Origin of the sequence: Corallococcus sp. AB045 (assembly GCF_003668895.1) — a bacterium.
Classification (GTDB): domain Bacteria; phylum Myxococcota; class Myxococcia; order Myxococcales; family Myxococcaceae; genus Corallococcus; species Corallococcus coralloides.
The window spans coordinates 1-15945 of sequence record NZ_RAWN01000093.1 but is presented as its reverse complement, the minus strand read 5'-3'; the positions used below and the strand labels follow the sequence as shown (position 1 = coordinate 15945).

13 protein-coding genes are annotated in these 15945 nt (G+C 70.4%); 7 read left to right on the top strand and 6 right to left on the bottom strand.

Translation table 11 applies throughout. From position 1 onward, the window contains the following. Nucleotides 1-154: 154 nt before the first annotated feature. Nucleotides 155-1213 (bottom strand): polysaccharide lyase, encoded by a 1059-nt coding sequence (locus D7Y21_RS22005; protein ID WP_121715496.1) that lies wholly within the window; start codon nt 1211-1213, stop codon nt 155-157. A gap of 514 nt (nt 1214-1727) precedes the next feature. Between D7Y21_RS22005 and D7Y21_RS22000 the strand changes: the two genes are divergently transcribed. Further along, nucleotides 1728-4487 carry a CHAT domain-containing protein gene (locus D7Y21_RS22000; RefSeq protein WP_121715494.1) on the top strand — a complete coding sequence of 920 codons (2760 nt, stop codon included), beginning with the start codon at nt 1728-1730 and terminating at the stop codon, nt 4485-4487. Between the two features lie 5 nt (nt 4488-4492). On the opposite strand, the gene D7Y21_RS21995 is transcribed toward D7Y21_RS22000, so the two are convergent. Then, nucleotides 4493-5500: a cupin-like domain-containing protein gene (locus D7Y21_RS21995; protein ID WP_120562123.1), complete on the bottom strand. Its 1008-nt coding sequence runs from the start codon at nt 5498-5500 to the stop codon at nt 4493-4495. A 146-nt stretch (nt 5501-5646) separates the two neighbouring features. On the opposite strand from D7Y21_RS21995, the gene D7Y21_RS42280 reads away from it, so the two are divergent. The 4 genes from D7Y21_RS42280 (at nt 5647) to D7Y21_RS21980 (ending at nt 9078) form a co-directional block, all read left to right on the top strand. Further along, complete coding sequence (locus tag D7Y21_RS42280; RefSeq protein WP_199735471.1) at nt 5647-5817, top strand: hypothetical protein; 171 nt, start codon at nt 5647-5649, stop codon at nt 5815-5817. A gap of 111 nt (nt 5818-5928) precedes the next feature. After that, nucleotides 5929-6486, top strand: coding sequence for an RNA polymerase sigma factor (locus D7Y21_RS21990; protein ID WP_014393754.1), 558 nt, complete (start codon nt 5929-5931; stop codon nt 6484-6486). Then, complete coding sequence (locus D7Y21_RS21985) at nt 6483-7313, top strand: zf-HC2 domain-containing protein (protein ID WP_120562121.1); 831 nt, start codon at nt 6483-6485, stop codon at nt 7311-7313. Before D7Y21_RS21990 ends, D7Y21_RS21985 begins: the two co-directional genes overlap by 4 nt. A 127-nt stretch (nt 7314-7440) precedes the next feature. After that, nucleotides 7441-9078 (top strand): acyl-CoA synthetase, encoded by a 1638-nt coding sequence (locus D7Y21_RS21980; RefSeq protein WP_121715492.1) that lies wholly within the window; start codon nt 7441-7443, stop codon nt 9076-9078. Between the two features lie 26 nt (nt 9079-9104). Here the strand turns inward: D7Y21_RS21980 and gndA are convergent, their stop codons facing one another. From gndA to zwf, 3 genes are read right to left on the bottom strand one after another with little or no spacing between them, the layout of a single operon-like run. Beyond that, nucleotides 9105-10532, bottom strand: coding sequence for an NADP-dependent phosphogluconate dehydrogenase (gndA, locus tag D7Y21_RS21975; RefSeq protein ID WP_120562119.1), 1428 nt, complete (start codon nt 10530-10532; stop codon nt 9105-9107). Nucleotides 10533-10554: 22 nt separating this feature from the next. Further along, on the bottom strand, nt 10555-11220 hold the full coding sequence (gene pgl / locus D7Y21_RS21970) for a 6-phosphogluconolactonase (RefSeq protein ID WP_120562118.1): 666 nt from the start codon (nt 11218-11220) through the stop codon (nt 10555-10557). Beyond that, nucleotides 11217-12758, bottom strand: coding sequence for a glucose-6-phosphate dehydrogenase (zwf, locus tag D7Y21_RS21965; RefSeq protein WP_120562117.1), 1542 nt, complete (start codon nt 12756-12758; stop codon nt 11217-11219). Before zwf ends, pgl begins: the two co-directional genes overlap by 4 nt. 262 nt (nt 12759-13020) lie before the next feature. Between zwf and D7Y21_RS21960 the strand changes: the two genes are divergently transcribed. Together D7Y21_RS21960 and D7Y21_RS21955 are read left to right on the top strand one after the other, a co-directional pair. Beyond that, a complete protein-coding gene (locus tag D7Y21_RS21960) occupies nt 13021-13743 on the top strand; it encodes a 1-acyl-sn-glycerol-3-phosphate acyltransferase (RefSeq protein ID WP_121715489.1) in 723 nt (240 codons plus the stop codon). A 122-nt stretch (nt 13744-13865) separates the two neighbouring features. Beyond that, entirely contained in the window at nt 13866-14900 is a 1035-nt protein-coding gene (locus tag D7Y21_RS21955; protein WP_121715487.1) for a hypothetical protein, read from the top strand. A gap of 24 nt (nt 14901-14924) precedes the next feature. On the opposite strand, the gene D7Y21_RS21950 is transcribed toward D7Y21_RS21955, so the two are convergent. Continuing rightward, nucleotides 14925-15605: a hypothetical protein gene (locus tag D7Y21_RS21950; protein ID WP_120562114.1), complete on the bottom strand. Its 681-nt coding sequence runs from the start codon at nt 15603-15605 to the stop codon at nt 14925-14927. Nucleotides 15606-15945: the final 340 nt, after the last annotated feature.

Genomic DNA, 15945 nt, shown 5'->3' with positions numbered 1-15945 from the left:
GAAACCCGACTGAGCCGCGAAGGTCAATCAATTCAAGAATTACTTAAAATCTCCGACATTTTTGTGTGACCGAAGAAAGTCCCAGGAAACAAGAAGGCCCGGTGCGTCATGAGACGCACCGGGCCTGGGAACTTGCTTCGGTATCGAGCGGAAGTCAGCGCTTCGCGCGCGGGGCCAGCGCGCGGGCGGGGGCCCGGCGACGGCGCAGCGCGACAGCGCCCAGCATCAGCAGGGCACCGGCGAAGGGCAGGGTGCCGGACGTGCCGGACGCGCTGCAGCCCCCCGCCATGGCGTCGGACGAGTCCGGCAGGCCATTGGGGTTGTTGGACACGGGCGTGGGGGTGGGCGTCTGGCCGCCCACGGTGGGCAGCTGGGTGGTGGGCAGCTGCGGCGTGTTCGTCACCGGCGTCTCCGCCACCGGGGTCTCCGCCGTCGGGTCCTCCGCGGGGATGTTCGTGTCATCCGGCACGGGCGTGGGCGCGGGCTCCTCCGCCGGCGCGGGCGCGGGCGGCATCACCTCCTCGAGCGTCGTCGCCATGGTGAAGCCGTCATGGTAGATGGCGCCTTCGGGCTTGATGGCGGCGTCGCGGTACAGGCCCATCTTCAGGTAGTTCAGCTCCTTGCCGAACTGGTTGGCGCCGTAGGTCTTCGGCAGCACGTGCTCGCCGTTGTGCCACAGCTCCACGAAGCCGACCTTCTTGTCCGAAGACCACTTCACGTGCAGCACGAAGTCGTGCCAGTTGCCCTTGTTGATGGAGGTCTGCCACAGCACGGGCGTGGTGTTGCCGCCCACGCGCAGGTTGATCTTGTCCCCGCGCACGAAGAACTCCAGCGGCGGCGAGCCACAGCAGCTCTCCTGGTGCCACTGGGTGATGACCTGCCACGAGTCATGCACCGGGTAGTTCGAGGGAAAGAGCGTGCTCCACTTGTAGTAGTACTCCTTCCCCTGCGTCTCGTGGGTCAGGTACAGCAGTTCGTTGCGGTTGCCGCTGGCGTTGATGGGGTTGTCGCCCTGCTTCACCGTGGCCTTGAGGGCGTACCTGCCGTCACGCACCACATCCGTTACGACCTGCAAGCGGCTGTTGGCAACGGCCTGCTGGCGCGTCCACTGGGACGTGTTGCCGGTCTCGAAGTCGCCCTTCCAGAGGACGCCAGCGAAAGACAGGGCCGGCATCAGGGAAGCAGCGGCAACGAGCTGAAGGAGTCGCTTCAAACAGGGGTCCTTTCGGTCCGGGTTGGGCCAAGGGGACACTCGGCGGGAAAAAAGCCTTCCCGCCCCGTCCCGCCTGCCAACCCCCTGCCATACGCGCGCTCGCCGGGACGCCTGGTGGGGGATGAGGGGGACAGGGCCCTGCCGCCCGTCACTTCCCCAGGCATGCCGAAGCGCGTGATTCCGGGTGGATGCGGGCGCTCAAACTGTCTTTCGAGAGCAGCCGTGCAGCCGAGCCCCCGGGCGTCATCCCCTCAACAGCCTGACGGCCCGGCGCCCTGTCTGCCTCTCGCGCCTGACGTGGGAAGTGGGGGCTTTTTTCAAGATCGGCGGAGCAGCCCGTCTATTGGTGCGTGTGTCACCCAAAACATCCGATGCGCCTGTTCTCCCACCGCCTTGCTGCCCACCGCGTCATGGAACGCCTGGAGGCAGGGGACGGGGCCAGGTCGGCGTTCGTCGGAGGTTGGTGTAGAACGTCCCGTAGGGGCGGCAGGGGGGAGACGCCCGAGGGGACCGCATGGTGAAGCCGGCGAAGATGAGTCTCTGGGCGCTGGCCATGGCCCTCCCCCTCCTGGCGGCCGGCGTCGCGGCCCTGAAGCCCCGGGCGCAGCAGCCGCAGTCCCTGCCTGACACCTTCTGGACGGATCGCCGGGCGGCGGCTCGCATCGAGGCCCGCCTCACGCACCCGGAAGCGGATCGCTACCGCTCACGCGTCCCCGCGGGTGGCTGCCCGGTGCCCGCCGAGCCGATGCCCCTGGGCCCGCTCGCAAGCATGGAGGCCCGGGAGGACTGGGGCGGCATCGCGGCGGCGTATGCCCTGGAGGGCGAGTGGAACCAGGCGGCCTCCTTCCTGGAGCGCCTGCCGGCCTCGCCGGAGCGCGACAGTGACCTGGCGGCGGTGGCGCTCGCCCGGGGCGACCATGAGCGCGCGCTGCGCCTGCTGGACGCGGCGCTCACCGCGAAGCCGAACCTCACGCAGGCGCTGTGGAACCGGGCGCTGGTGTTCCGGGAGATGGGGCTGACGCTGCGCGCGTCGGAGCTGTTCGAAGAGGTGGCGAAGCGCAACGAGCAGGGCTGGGGACGTGAAGCCCACGCCCAGGCGCTGTCGCTGCGCGAGGCCACGCTGGATCGCCAGCGCCAGTGGAAGGCCGCGCGCGACGCGACCCTGGCCCTGGTGGAGGACCCGAAGGCGCCGCTGCCCATGGACGCGGCCCGGCAGCTCCCGGGCGCGGTGCGTGGCGTCTTCTATGAGGCCGTGCGCGCCGCGGCGTCGAAGGAGCGCGCGCTTTCGCTGCTGCCCCTGGCGAAGGAGCTGGACCGGGTGCAGGGCGGCAGCGTGCTCACGGACTACGTGCAGCGCGTGTCGAAGCGCGACTTCTCCCGCCGGGCGGACCTGGGGCGGCAGTACGCGGAGACGCTGCGCGCGGGCCACGGCGTCCCGGAGGCGCTGCTGGACCGGGCGCGCGTGTCGGGGGACGACGACATCTACGTGGGAGCGCTCCTGCGCGGCCGCAACGGCTCCCTGCGCGGCCTGCAGGACCTGGTCGCGCGCGTCGGCCGCATGAACGACCCCTGGTTCACGTACATCGCGGAGCGGGACCAGGCGCGCCAGGAGGTCGCGGAAGGGGCGTGGTGGAAGGCCGAACAGCGGCTGTTCAACGCGCTCCAGCGCTGCCGTGAGACGACGCTGTCGGTGCGCTGCCTGGACCTGGAGCGCGGGCTGGCCATCTTCTACACGGACCTGCAGCGCCTCACGGAGGCGGAGCAGCACGCGCGCGTGCTGTGGGCGGGCGCCCGGCAGCTGCGCGAGTGGGAGACGGAGTTCAACGTCCTGGAGATCCTCAGCCACGTGTCGCGCTCCCGCAACGACCTGGGCAGCGCGCGCGCCTACCTGGAGGAATGGGCCGCGCGAGGCCCCACCCGCAGCTGCTCCTGGCCCCACGTGCAGCTGGCGCACCTGTACTACCTGGACCTGCGGCCGGACGCCGCGCGGCGCGAACTGGAAGCGGCGGAGGCCTGCGCGGACAACTCCATGGAGCTGGTGTTCGGCGCGACGGTCGCGGAGCTGTCCCGCTTCGGCTCCGGCCCCCGGGACGCGGAGTGGCTGAAGACGGTCACCACGCGGGCCCTGGAGGGCTCCTCCGTCCTGGAGAGCGACCGCATCTACACGCACTATCTGGAAGGCCGCTTCCTCCTGGACCAGGACCGGGCCCGGGGCGAGGCGCTCCTGAAGCAGGCCATCGCGGACGCGGAGACCCTGCCCCGCGGCGACGTGCTGGGGCGTGAGACCTGGGCGCTCAGCTATTCGTCGCTCGCGGTGGACGCGGGCCGCGCCGGTGAGTTCCCCAAGGTGGTGGCGCTGATGGCCGCGCAGCTGGGCACGCCCGTCCCTACGCGGTGCGCGCTGGCGGCCAGCATCCACGCCGAGCGCACCACGCTGGTGGCGCTGGGCCCCAAGGGCGAGGTGAAGGGCTCCTACGACGGTTCGCGCCGGGAGTCCCTCGCCCGGGTGGATTCGTCCCGGCTGGTCCCGGACGCCCTGCGCCAGACGCTCGCCGGCTGCGAACACGTGGACGTGTTCGCGTGGACGCCGCTCTTCGGCCGCACGGACCTGCTGCCGCCGGAGATGGCCTGGAGCTTCCGCCTGGGCCGCACGCAGGGGCCGCGCCCCGCGCGGACGTCCACCGCCCCGCGCCGCCTGGTGGTGGCTGGCGTGGAGGCGCCGTCGCTCCTGCAGTTGCCCCGGCTCCCCTCGTGGACGCCGGAGGCGGAGCCCGGCGCCGCGCCGCCGGACGTGCTGTCCGGCGCGGACGCCACGCCCTCGCGCGTGCTGGCGCGGATGGCGGACGCCACGGAGATTGAAATCCACGCGCACGGCATCACCGACCCCAGCATCTCCGGCGCGTCGCTGGTGGTGCTGTCACCGGAGGTGAATGGCCGCTACGCGCTCACCGCGGACGTGGTGCGCGAACAGCGGCTCACCGGCGCGCCCACCGTGTTCCTGGCCGCGTGCAGCGCGGGCCGCACCGCGTCCCTCCAGAGCACGGAGCCCTTCAGCCTGCCCGCGGCCTTCATCGACTCCGGGGCCCGCGCGGTGCTGGCCTCCACGGTGGACATCCCGGACGCCGCGGGCCGTTTCTTCGACGGAGTGCGCCGGAGCATCCATGCTGGCAAGCCCGCGGCCGTCGCGCTGCGCGACGAGCGTCAGGCGTGGCTCGCGCGTGATGCCCGCGCTGTCTGGACGCGCTCCGTCCTCTTGGTGGAGCGGGCGGACTGAGCGGGTCAGAAGGGAGCGTCCAGGTGCGTGTTGCCTCCCGGAACGAGGAAGTGATGGAAGGTGACGCTGGCGCTCACGTCCAGCGCCTTCACCCAGTGCCACCAGCCCACCGGCAGGAACACCATGTCCCCGGGCTCCAGCACCGCCTCCAGCACCGTGGCCTCGGCGAACAGGGGGTGCGCGGCCAGGTCCGGCTTCGCCGCGTCCACGTGGCTGAAGGTGCCCCGGTGCGGGTACACGCGGTGGCGCTCGAAGGACGGCACCAGCCGTACGTGCTTGCGGCCCATCACCTGGCCCAACAGGATGTTCATGTTGTCGTGGTGCAGCGGGGTGACGGTGCCCGCGGGCCCCAGGAGCAGCGTCAATTGATCCGCCCGCAGCGACGGGTCGATGAGCCCCGCGGGGGCCCGCAGGTCCTCGCGCAGCGGCGCCAGCCCCTCGCGCCCCCAGTTCTCGTTGCGCGGCACCATGTAGAAGTCGTTCGTCTCTCCGGCCGTCTCCAGCCGGGAGAGGAAGTCGGAGAAGGGCATCCGCGCCCGGTGCCGGTCCTGCTCGGCCGCGTGCTCCGGGTTGGCGTCGCGCCCCACCATCACCTCCACCGCCACCGTTCCGAAACGCTCGCGGAAGTACGGCAGCGACCAGCGCTTCATCGCGGGCCAGTCCGCCATCAGGCCGCGCAGCACCACCGGCCGGTGGCCCAGGTAGTAGCGGCGGAAGAACTCCTCCGGGGACACCCCCTCGCGCACCTCCAGCTCCCGGCCCCCATCCCGGGCGCGCAGCTCGCTGTAGACATCCATCAGCGACTCCAGCCACCCGAAGTGCCGGGCCACCTGGAGCGCCGCCTTGAAGTAGGGGTGCTGCCCCACCGCGGCGATCTCCTCCCGCGCCAGCGCCGGGTCCACGCCCGCCTGCTCCAGCGTCTGCTGTACGTCCTCCGCCGACACTCCCAATGCCAGGTTCTCCGCCAGCCACTGCCGCCACGTGGGGTGCAGGGGAGACTTGTCCTCGTTCATTCGGAACTCCTTGAAATCCTTGAAGGAATGGCCCTGGGGGCCCCTCCTGCCGGTGACGCGAGGCGTGCTATGGACCACGCCCAACAGTCTTTTTCTACCCATCCCCGGTTTTCGCCGGACTTCCGCCGTACCAGGAGAAGCGACCCATGATCCCCGGAGACGTGTCCTCCGCCGTCAATGCCTTCGAGCCGGACCGCAGCGCCCCGCACGTGAAGAATTCGTACGTCAACTGCCAGGAGCGGGGCCCCAAGCGGCGCCGCCCGCTGCCCCCGCCGTCGGTGCCCCCCCTGTTGGAGGGGGCGGAAGGCGCTCGCTGAGCCTCCTGCCGGGCAGGCCTGTCTGCCCTTCCGGGCATTTTTCTCTCAAGAAACGAACCGCTCGGCGTCTTTAGTCAGGAAAGTCCACCAGTCACTTCGGGGCCTTGGGTCATGGCCAATCTCTTCAACCGGGAAAAGCGCCACTTCGAGGCGTTCATCCAGCGACACCGGCCCAGCCTGCTGGCGGTGGCGCGGCGGTTGTGCGCTCGCGGCGCCCTGGACCCGGAAGACCTGGTCCAGGAAGCCTTCGAGCGGGCGTTGCCGGAGTTTGGCCACCTGAAGGACCGGACGGAAGCGGCGTGCGCGGCGTGGCTGTGCACGACCATGACCAACCGGTTCCTGGACCACTGCCGCCGGCAGCGCACGGAGAGCCGGGGGCTGCCGCACCTGGCGCTGGTGCAGGACCTGCCGGTGACGGGGGATGGCGACCAGGAGAACTGGGAGCTGGTGGGCAACGACGCGTTCCAGGCTGCCATCGAGCAGCTCAAGCCGCACCTTCGGGACGCGTACAGGCTTCACGCGGAAGGCCGCCGCTATCAGGCCATCGCTGAACATTTCAACGTCCCCGTGGGAACCGTGGGCAGCTGGCTGACGCTGGCGCGCCGGGACCTGAGGGAACTGCTGCTTCCGAGCGTCGCCGTGGCCCGGGAGCGGGGGGTCCAGTCATGAACGCGCATTGCACCCGGTTGCATCTCTTCATGGACGGGGAGCTGTCCGAGTCCGACGCCGAAGGCTTCCGGAACCACCTGCCGCGCTGTGCCGCCTGCGAGGGGGGCCTCAGGGACCTGCTCCAGCTGGAGCTGCTGGCGGCGCGGGCCCTGGGCACGGGCGTGGCGGAGGTGCCGGCCGCGAAGCCGGAGGGCAACGTGGTGTCGCTGGGCGCGTGGGTGCGCCGCAACGCGCGCGTGGTGGCGCCGCTGGCCATGGCCGCCAGCCTCTGCGCCGTCTTCGTGCCGCGCATGATGCCCGCCGCGGAAGTGCCGGCGGTCGTCTTCCTGGAGAACCAGACCACCCGCGAGCTGGAGGCCCGCCTGTCGGATCCGCGCGCGGACCAGTGGCGCCGCTACAGCCCCATGCGCGGTGGCGCGGAGGGCGTGGAGGCCGGGAAGGGCATCCTGCCGCTGCGTCCGCTGGCGGAGATGGAGGAGCGCAAGGACTTCCGCGGCATCGTCGCGGCCTACGTGCTGCACGGCCAGTGGCAGCAGGCGCAGGCGGTGCTGGCGCGCGAGCCCGCGTCGCTGGCGCGCGACAGCGACCTGGCGGTGGTGGCGCTGCAGGACGGCCGCTACCAGGACGCGCTGGCGCTGTTGGATCCGGTGGTGCGCGCGGATCCGCGCAACCCGCAGGCGCTGTGGAACCGCGGCCTCGCGCTGCGCGCCCTGCACCAGGAAGTCCGCGCCGCGCGCGACTTCGACCAGGTGGCCGCGCTGGGCGAGCCGGGCTGGAGCGACGAAGCGCGCAAGCTGGCGGAAGAGCTGCGCGCCGCCGCTCGCTGAAGCACGCTGGGTTCCCCGCGCCGTCACGAGCGTCCACCACCGGGCGCTTTCGCGCGGGGCTCGTGACTCGTTCCTCGGGATGACGTGACAGGCTGCTGGGGTTGTCGGAACACTCCAGGAGCCGCCCATGCCCGAGTCTTCATCCCGCGCTTCCACCGACTACGCGTCCACCCGCCGTGACTTCCGGTGGGAGCGGCCGGCGCACTTCAACTTCGCCACGGACGTCATCGACCGGCACGCGGCCGAGCGGCCCCAGGCCCCCGCGCTCCAGTGGTCCGACGAATCCGGGCGCTCCCAGCGCTTCACCTTCAAGGAAATGAAGGAGCGCTCGCTGCACGCGGCGCGCTTCCTCACCGGGCTGGGCCTGAAGCGCGGCGACCGGGTCTTCATCCTGATGCCGCGCGTGCCGGAGTGGTGGTTCCTGGTGCTGGGCTGCATCCGCGCGGGCATCGTCTTCATGCCCGGCACGCCCATGCTCACCGCCAAGGACATCCGCTACCGGCTGGAGGTCTCCGGCGCGAAGGCGGTCCTCACCGACGGCAGCTGCCTGGACCGCTTCGAGGGCGTGCAGGGCCAGGCCCCCGGCGTGACGACGTGGGTGTCCACCGGCGACGCGCCCGCGCCGTGGACGCGATACACGTCGGAGGCGCTGGCGGAATCCCAGGCGACGGCGTTCCCGCCCACGCGCTCGGATGATCCGCTGCTCATCTACTTCACGTCCGGCACCACGGGCATGCCGAAGATGGTGCTGCACACGCAGTCCAGCTACGGCCAGGGGCACCTCATCACCGGCCGCTACTGGTTGGATTTGCAGCCGGAGGACCGGCACCTCACGCTCAGCGACACCGGCTGGGCGAAGTGCGCGTGGGGCAAGCTCTTCGGTCCGTGGAGCGTGGGCGCGTGCAACGTCGTCTTCGACTTCCGCGGCCGGTTCGACCCCATGGCCTTCCTGAAGGTGCTGGAGCGGGAGAAGGTCACCACCTTCTGCGCGCCGCCCACCGCGTGGCGCGCGCTGGTGCTCCAGGACTTGAAGGCGGTGGACCTGTCCTCGCTGCGCCACTCGCTGAGCGCGGGTGAGCCGCTCAACCCGGAGGTCATCCAGACCTGGAAGGAAGCCACCGGGCTGCACATCCGCGAGGGCTACGGCCAGACGGAGACGGTGGTCATCGTCGGCATCTTCCCCGGGATGGAGCCGCGCGTGGGCTCCATGGGCAAGCCGTCCCCGGGCTTCACCGTGGCCGTCATCGACGAGCACGGCAACGAAGTGGCGGACGGGCAGGAGGGCGACATCGCCGTGCGCGTGAAGCCGGAGCGGCCGGTGGGCCTGTTCGCGGGCTACCTCAACGACGACGCGGCCAACGCGGCCAGCAGCCGGGGGGACTGGTACGTCACCGGCGACCGCGCGGTGCGCGACGCGGACGGCTACCTGTGGTTCGTGGGGCGCTCGGACGACGTCATCAAGACGTCTGGCTACCGCGTGGGCCCCTTCGAGGTGGAGTCCGCGCTGATTGAGCACCCGGCGGTGGCGGAGTCCGCCGTCATCGGCGTGCCGGACGACAAGCTGGGCCACCGCATCAAGGCGTACGTGCTGCTCACGCCGGGCCACACGCCGTCACCGGAGCTCGCGCAGGAGCTGCAGGACTTCGTGAAGAAGACGACGGCGCCCTACAAGTACCCGCGCGAGATTGAGTTCGTCACGGAGCTACCCAAGACGGTGAGCGGGAAGATCCGCCGCGCCGAGCTGCGCGCCACCCAGAAGAAGTAGGCGGCGCGCAGGGCAGGGGAGACGGACTACTTCAGCCAGTCCGAGTGCACGAAGCCGGCGTCGGGCTTGTCCCGGCGCTGGTAGGTGTGCGCGCCGAACGCGTCGCGCTGGGCCTGGGTGAGGTTCTGCGGCAGCTCCGGGCTGCGGTAGCTGTCCAGGTACGCCAGGCTGCTGCTGAACACCGGCACGGGGATGCCCGCCTTCGTCGCGACGCCCACGAGCTTGCGCCACGCCGGGGCCATCTTGTCCAGCACGGGCGCGAAGGCTTCGGACACCATCAGGTTGGGCAGCGTGGATTGCTGCTGGAAGGACTCGCGCAGCGGGGTGAGCAGCTTCGCGCGGATGATGCAGCCGCCCCGCCAGATGCGCGCCATCTCCGCCAGCGACACGCCCCACTTGTACTCGTCCGACGCCGCCTGGATGAGCCGCATGCCCTGCGCGTACGTCACCACGCGCGCCGCGTAGAGCGCGTCATGCGCCCACTGGGCCAGCTCCTTCTTCTCCTCCGAGGACAGGGAGATGTCGGGGCCGTGGAGCTTCTTGCTCGCGGCCACGCGCTCGTCCTTGCGCGAGGACAGGTTGCGCGCGTCCAGCGCGGACGCGATGGAGGGCACCGGCACGCCCAGGTCCAGGGCCACCTGCACCGTCCACTTTCCCGTGCCCTTCTGGCCGGCCTTGTCCAGGACCATGTCCACCAGCGGCTTGCCCGTCTCCGGGTCGCGCTTGCGCAGCACCTTGATGGTGGTCTCCAGGAGGAACGACTCGGCGATGCCCTCGTTCCACTTGGAGAACAGGTCGGCGAGCGTCGCGGTGTCCAGGCCCAGGCCGCGGTGGAGCACGTCGTACGTCTCCGCGAGCAGCTGCATGTCCGCGTACTCGATGCCGTTGTGCACCATCTTCACGAAGTGGCCCGCGCCCTCCGGGCCCACGTGGGTGACGCACAGGCCTTCTTCACTGCGCGCGGCGATGGCCTCCAGCACGGGCTGCACCAGCGCGTACGCGTCCTTGGGACCGCCGGGCATGATGGACGGGCCGTTGCGCGCGCCCTCCTCACCACCGGACACGCCGATGCCCAGGAAGTGGAAGCCCTTCTCCTTGCACAGGGCTTCACGGCGGCGCGTGTCCAGGTACCAGGAGTTGCCCGCGTCCATGATGACGTCGCCCGGCGACAGCAGCGGGAACAGCCGGCCCATCATCTCGTCCACGGGGGCGCCGGCCGTAATCATCAGGAGGATGCGGCGCGGGCGCTCCAGGCCGGCGACGAACTTCTCCAGCTCCGGGAAGCCCTGCAGGGCCTGCTTCGGGTTCTCCTTCTGGACCTGCTGGATCTTCTCCGGGTGGCGGTCCCATACGGCGACACTGAAGCCGTGGTCCGCGATGTTGAGGGCCAGGCTCGCGCCCATCACGCCCATGCCCGCCACGCCGAACTGCGCCGGCTTCGTCTGTTCGCTCATCGTTCCCTCCAGAGGGTCCGCCTCACCCGTGGGCGGCGGGATCCAACATCCACTGCGTGTTCGTCACGTGCGACGCGGGCAGGGACATATCGCCCGCGAGGATGCGCCGCATGGCGTCCCGCTTGCCTTCGCCGGCAACCAACCCCAGCACCGCCCCCGCGCCCTGGAGCACGGGGAACGTCAACGTCATCCGCCACGGCGGCGGCTTCGCGCTCTGCTCCACCGCGAGCACCCGCCGCGTGCGCTCCCGCAGGGCAGGGTGGCCGGGCATGAGGCTCGCGGTGTGGCCGTCCTCGCCCACGCCGATGAGCACCACGTCCAACTGCGCGGGAAGCGTCTTCTCGTAGTCGTGCGCGGCGGCGTCGCGGTCCGTGCGCTCGCCCTGCATGCGGAACACCTGCGCGTCCGGCAGCTTCAGCGGCTCAAGCAGCGACTGCTTCACCAGCAGGTAGTTGCTGTCCGGGTGGTCCGGCGGCACGAAGCGCTCGTCCACGAAGTACACGTCCACGCGCTCCCAGGGGAGCTTGTGGTCCGCGAGCATCCGGTACGCGGGCTTGGGCGTGTTGCCGCCCGACAGGGCCAGGCTCACGCGGGCCTTCGTCGCGAGCGCCTTCTCCAGCTCTCGCGCCATCCAGTCCGCGGCCTCGCGGGCGAACTGGTCCGGGGGGACGACGAGGGGCTGGCTCATAGCGTGGACCACCGCCGGCCATTCTTCGCGGGCAGCGCGTCCGCGGCGTCGGGTCCCTTGCTGCCCTTGGCGTACGTGTGGACCGTGCCGCCCGCGTCCGTCTCCAGTGCCTGGAGGATGGGCGTGATGTAGCCCCACGCCTGCTCCACGCTGTCCTGTCGCGCGAAGAGCGTGGCGTTGCCGCGCATGCAGTCCAGGAGCAGGCGCTCGTACGCCTCCGGCACGGGCTTCTTGAAGCTCTCCGCGTAGTCCATGTCCATGGTGACGCCGCCGATGTTGACGTCCTCGCCGGGAATCTTGGACTCGAAGGACAGCGCGATGCCTTCGTGCGGCTGGATGCGCAGCGTGAGCACGTTGGGCTGCAGCCGCTGACAGGTGGCGCCGCCGCCGCTGAACAGGCCGATGGGCACCGACTTGAAGTGGATGGACACCTCCGTCAGGCGCTTCTTCAGGTTCTTGCCCGCGCGCAGGTAGAAGGGCACGCCCTGCCAGCGCCACGAGTCGATGTTCATCTTCATGGCCACGTACGTGGGCGTGCGCGAACCCTTCTTCACGCCCTTCTCGTCCTGGTAGCCCTCGTACTGGCCCACCACCACGTGCTGGGGCACCTCGCCGCCTTCAACGGGGCGCAGCGCGCGGAAGACCTTGTTCTTCTCATCGCGGATGTCCTCCGCGGCGAAGGACACCGGGGGCTCCATGGCGCATAGGGCCAGCACCTGGAGCAGGTGGTTCTGCACCATGTCCCGGATGACGCCCGTCTCGTCGTAGAAGCCGCCGCGGCCCTCCACGCCAATGGCCTCGGCTGCGGTGATCTCCACGTGGTCGATGTGCTGGCGGTTCCAGAGCGGCTCGAAGATGGCGTTGGCGAAGCGGAACACCAGGATGTTCTGCACCGTCTCCTTGCCCAGGTAGTGGTCGATGCGGAAGATCTGCTTCTCGTCCAGCGCCGAGCCCAGCGTCTTGTTGAGGGCCTTCGCGCTCTCCAGGTCGTGGCCGAAGGGCTTCTCGATGATGAGCCGGCTCCAGGGCTTCTCTCCCGGCTGCTCCTCGCGCTTGATCAGCCCCGCGCCGGAGAGGCTCTGGATGATCTGCGGGAACGTGGAGGCCGGCGTGGCCATGTAATAGAGCTTGTTGCCGTCCGTCTTGTGGCGCTTGGAGATGTCCTGGAGCTTCTGGCCCAGGCGCTTGAAGGCCTCCGGGTCGTCGTAACCGCCGCAGGCGACCTCGATGGTCTCCGAGAAGCGCTTCCAGGTGGCCTCGTCGAGCGGCTGCGTGCGGGCGAACTTCTTCAGGCCCTCCTTCACGTGCTCGCGGAAGGACGCGTCCTCCAGCTTGGAGCGGCTGAAGGCGACGATGGCGAAGTGCTCGGGGAGCAGGCCGGAGCGGGCGAGCTCGAAGAGGGCGGGGAATAGTTTGCGTTCGGCCAGGTCGCCCGTGGCACCGAAGAGGACCAGGGTGCAGGGGTCCGGGCGCCCCGCGCTGAACACCGGTTCGCCCTCACGGGGATGGGTTTCGATGTGCACTCCCTGCGCGTCCATGCGGTTCTCCCTCCGGGTTCGCCGGGCACCTTAAGGCGCTAATCTGGCGGCCCTGCAAGCGCATTGCAGGAGAATGATGCGGGCCTGACGTCTTGCCTGCCCCGGCGCTCGGGTGCTCCGTCGGCTTCCCCCAGGCTCCGCTCGAACTCCTTCGGAGGGCGCGCGGGCGGCCGGGCCGGCGTGAGCTGGCTGCCTGGAACGTGGTACTCCTGGCGGACCGGACGCCTCCGGCGTCGCGCTGAACGGAAGCTCCTTCTCTCGCATGCGCTACGTCGTCTCGCTGTGGTTCTTCGCGCTGTTCCTGGTCACCGCGCCCCTCCTCTTCACGTTGGGCGCGGTGTTGTTCGTGGTGGCGTACCCGTTGGATCCGAACCGCCAGTGGCTGCACGTGCTGGTGTGCCGGTGGTGCTACGGGCTGTGGCTGCACGCGTCCCCCGGCTGGCGCGTGCGGGTACAGGGACGGGAGCTGTTGCCCAAGGGGCCGTGCGTCTACGTCGTCAATCACCAGTCGTTCGCGGACATCCTGGCGGTGATGGGGCTGTTCACGCCGTACAAGTTCGTGGCGAAGGCGTCGCTGTTCCGCACGCCGCTGGTGGGCTGGATGATGACGCTGCTGGGCTACGTGCCCATCGTGCGCGGCAGCTCCACGTCCATGGAGCAGCTGTTGGGCCCGTGCCGCCGGTGGCTCCGCAAGGGCATCCCGGTGCTCATCTTCCCGGAGGGCACGTACTCGCCGGGAGAGTTGCTGCCCTTCAAGCGCGGGGCGTTCCAGCTGGCGCTGGAGGAGCACGTGCCGGTGGTGCCTGTGCTGGTGCGCGGCACGCGGGAGCTGGTGGATGGGGATGGGCCGTGGATGAGCCCTCGCGCCACCGTCACGGTGCAGGTGATGCCGGCCTTGCCGCCGGAGACGTTCGGGCCGGATTCGGCGGCGCTGGCCACGCGCGTGCGTGAGCAGTTCGTGGAGGCGCTGGCGCGGGTGGGCTGAAGGAGCACGGACGGGGTAGCGTCAGGGGCATGCGCCACCTGCTCCTGTGTTGGCTCGGGGTCTGTCTGTCTTCCACTGCGTGGGCAAGAATCCCCTTGCCGGAGGCGGGAATCCCCGACCCCTTGCGCTTGGTGTTGTCCGAGTCGTCGCTGAGGGTGGTTGAAGGGGGCACGGCGTCCATCCACGTGTCGTTGTCCGGCCACCTGTGGCCCGGCGGCCCGGGTGAGTCGCTCACCGTCACGGTGGCGCGGACGGACGGCGACGCGGACCTCACGGTGCGGGAAGGAGCGTCGCTCACGTTCGCCCCGACGAACTGGGACCCCCAGGAGGTGGTGCTGGCGGCCGCGAAGGACGCGGACAACGAGGACGGCACGGCCATCTTCACGGTGTCCGCGCCGGGCCTGGAGTCGCTCACCTTCGTCGTGACGGAAGCGGATCAGGACCCCCTGGCTCCGGTCTTCACCCCCGTGCTGGTCCCCCAGGCCGTGGTGGGTGTCCCCTATCAGCTCGCAGTGCACGCGCGGGGACGGCCCGCGCCGACGTATGCCCTGCGCACCGCGCCTCCCGGGATGAGCCTGGATGCGCTGGGCGACCTCACGTGGACGCCTTCCCAGCTGGGGGCGGTGGACGTGGTGGTGGTGGCGAGCAATGGGCAGCAACCCGATGCGGAGCTGTCCTTCCGGCTCGTCGTGGGGACGGATCAGCCCCCTTCGGCGCGCATCACCGCCCCGCTCTATGACGAACGGCTGTCAGGGCTCCTTGCCGACTTCACCTGCGAGTGCATCGACGACGTGGGTTGCGTACGCGCGCAGTTCCGGGTGAATGGTGTGCCTCTGGTGACGCGGGAGGGCCCGGGCCCCATCTATTCCGTGGGGGGTTGGGACATCTCGGAGCTCACGCCTGGAGGCTATGTCCTGCAGGTCTTCGTGACGGACTCGGCAGGACACGTAGCCGAGGCGGAGGCCGTCAGGGTGTTCGTCGACGGTCCCGGCCCGGACGCGGGAACGGCGGTGGATGGTGGGCCCATCGTGGTGGGGGACGAGGGCGACGACATCATCGACCCCTGGAGCTGCGACTGCGCGACCACCGGGTTGGCTCCGGCGGTGTGGATGGGGCTGGGCCTGTTGGGGCTGCGCGCCCGGCGTCGCCGGGTCTGAGCGGGTTCCGCGCGCGGCGAAGGCTCAGGCGTGCTCGGAGCCGGGCAGCTCTTTGTCCAGCGAGGCCTCCGCGTGCGGCGGGGCCTCCACCGCGTTCGTCGCGGGCAGTGAGGGCGCGGCCTCGGAGACGGCGCGGGCCAGGTCGTGGGGCGCGCGGATCAACGCCTCCAGCGCGGCGGTGCTCGCGGGGACGCCGCGCTGCTCCACCTGGAGCCAGCCGCCCTTGATGCTCACGCGGCGGTGGCCCTTCAGGCCCAGCAGGCGCTGACGCACGCCCGGATCCAGGATGATGGGACGCGCTTCCGGGGACAGCCCCTCCACCTGGAAGGCCGCGTCCAACTCCGAATCGCCCAGCGCCTCTTCGCGAGGCGTGGCGGCGCCGGGAATCTTGTCCTCGGGACGCTCGTGCTCCAGCAGCAGGTCCGCGGGCAGCGCGCCCTCCAGGTCCAGCCGCAGCACCGTCACGGTGTGGCGCTTCTTGCTGCTCGCGCCGCGCTTGCCCGTGGCCAGGAGCAGCGTCCGCCCTTGGTAGCGCCCCTGCACCTCCATCCGCCGCTCCGCGATGGAGAGGCCGTGCGCCTTCGCGAACGCCTCCCACGCGGCGCGCTGGCGGCGCTTGAGCTGGAACAGCGTGGCGAGGACCAGGACGCCCAGGACGAGCAGGGACGCGAGGATGCCGAGCGGGGAGAAGACACCGGAAAGCATGGCGGCGCATTGTGCACTGGCCTCGCGGCGCGTGGTCCATCAATCCGATCGCGGATGCACCTCCGTGCGCCGGGCAGGCTTGCTGCATGGGTGCGTGGACCTGGGGAAGGAACGCCGCGCGAGCGCAAACGTGTGGAATTCCGTGTGTCTCGCGCGGACCGTGCGCACGCATGGCGCAGGCCCCCCATGCCACGGGTGTGCCCTCGCGGGTGGGCCTCGGCCGCATGCGGAGGCTCCGTGGCGCGTGGGGTAGGGAGGATGGGACGCGTCGGGCAGGCCACGGATGCAAGCTCGCGGAATGACACCCTTTTTCGACAATGTCAGAGGGGGCGGGTAAGGG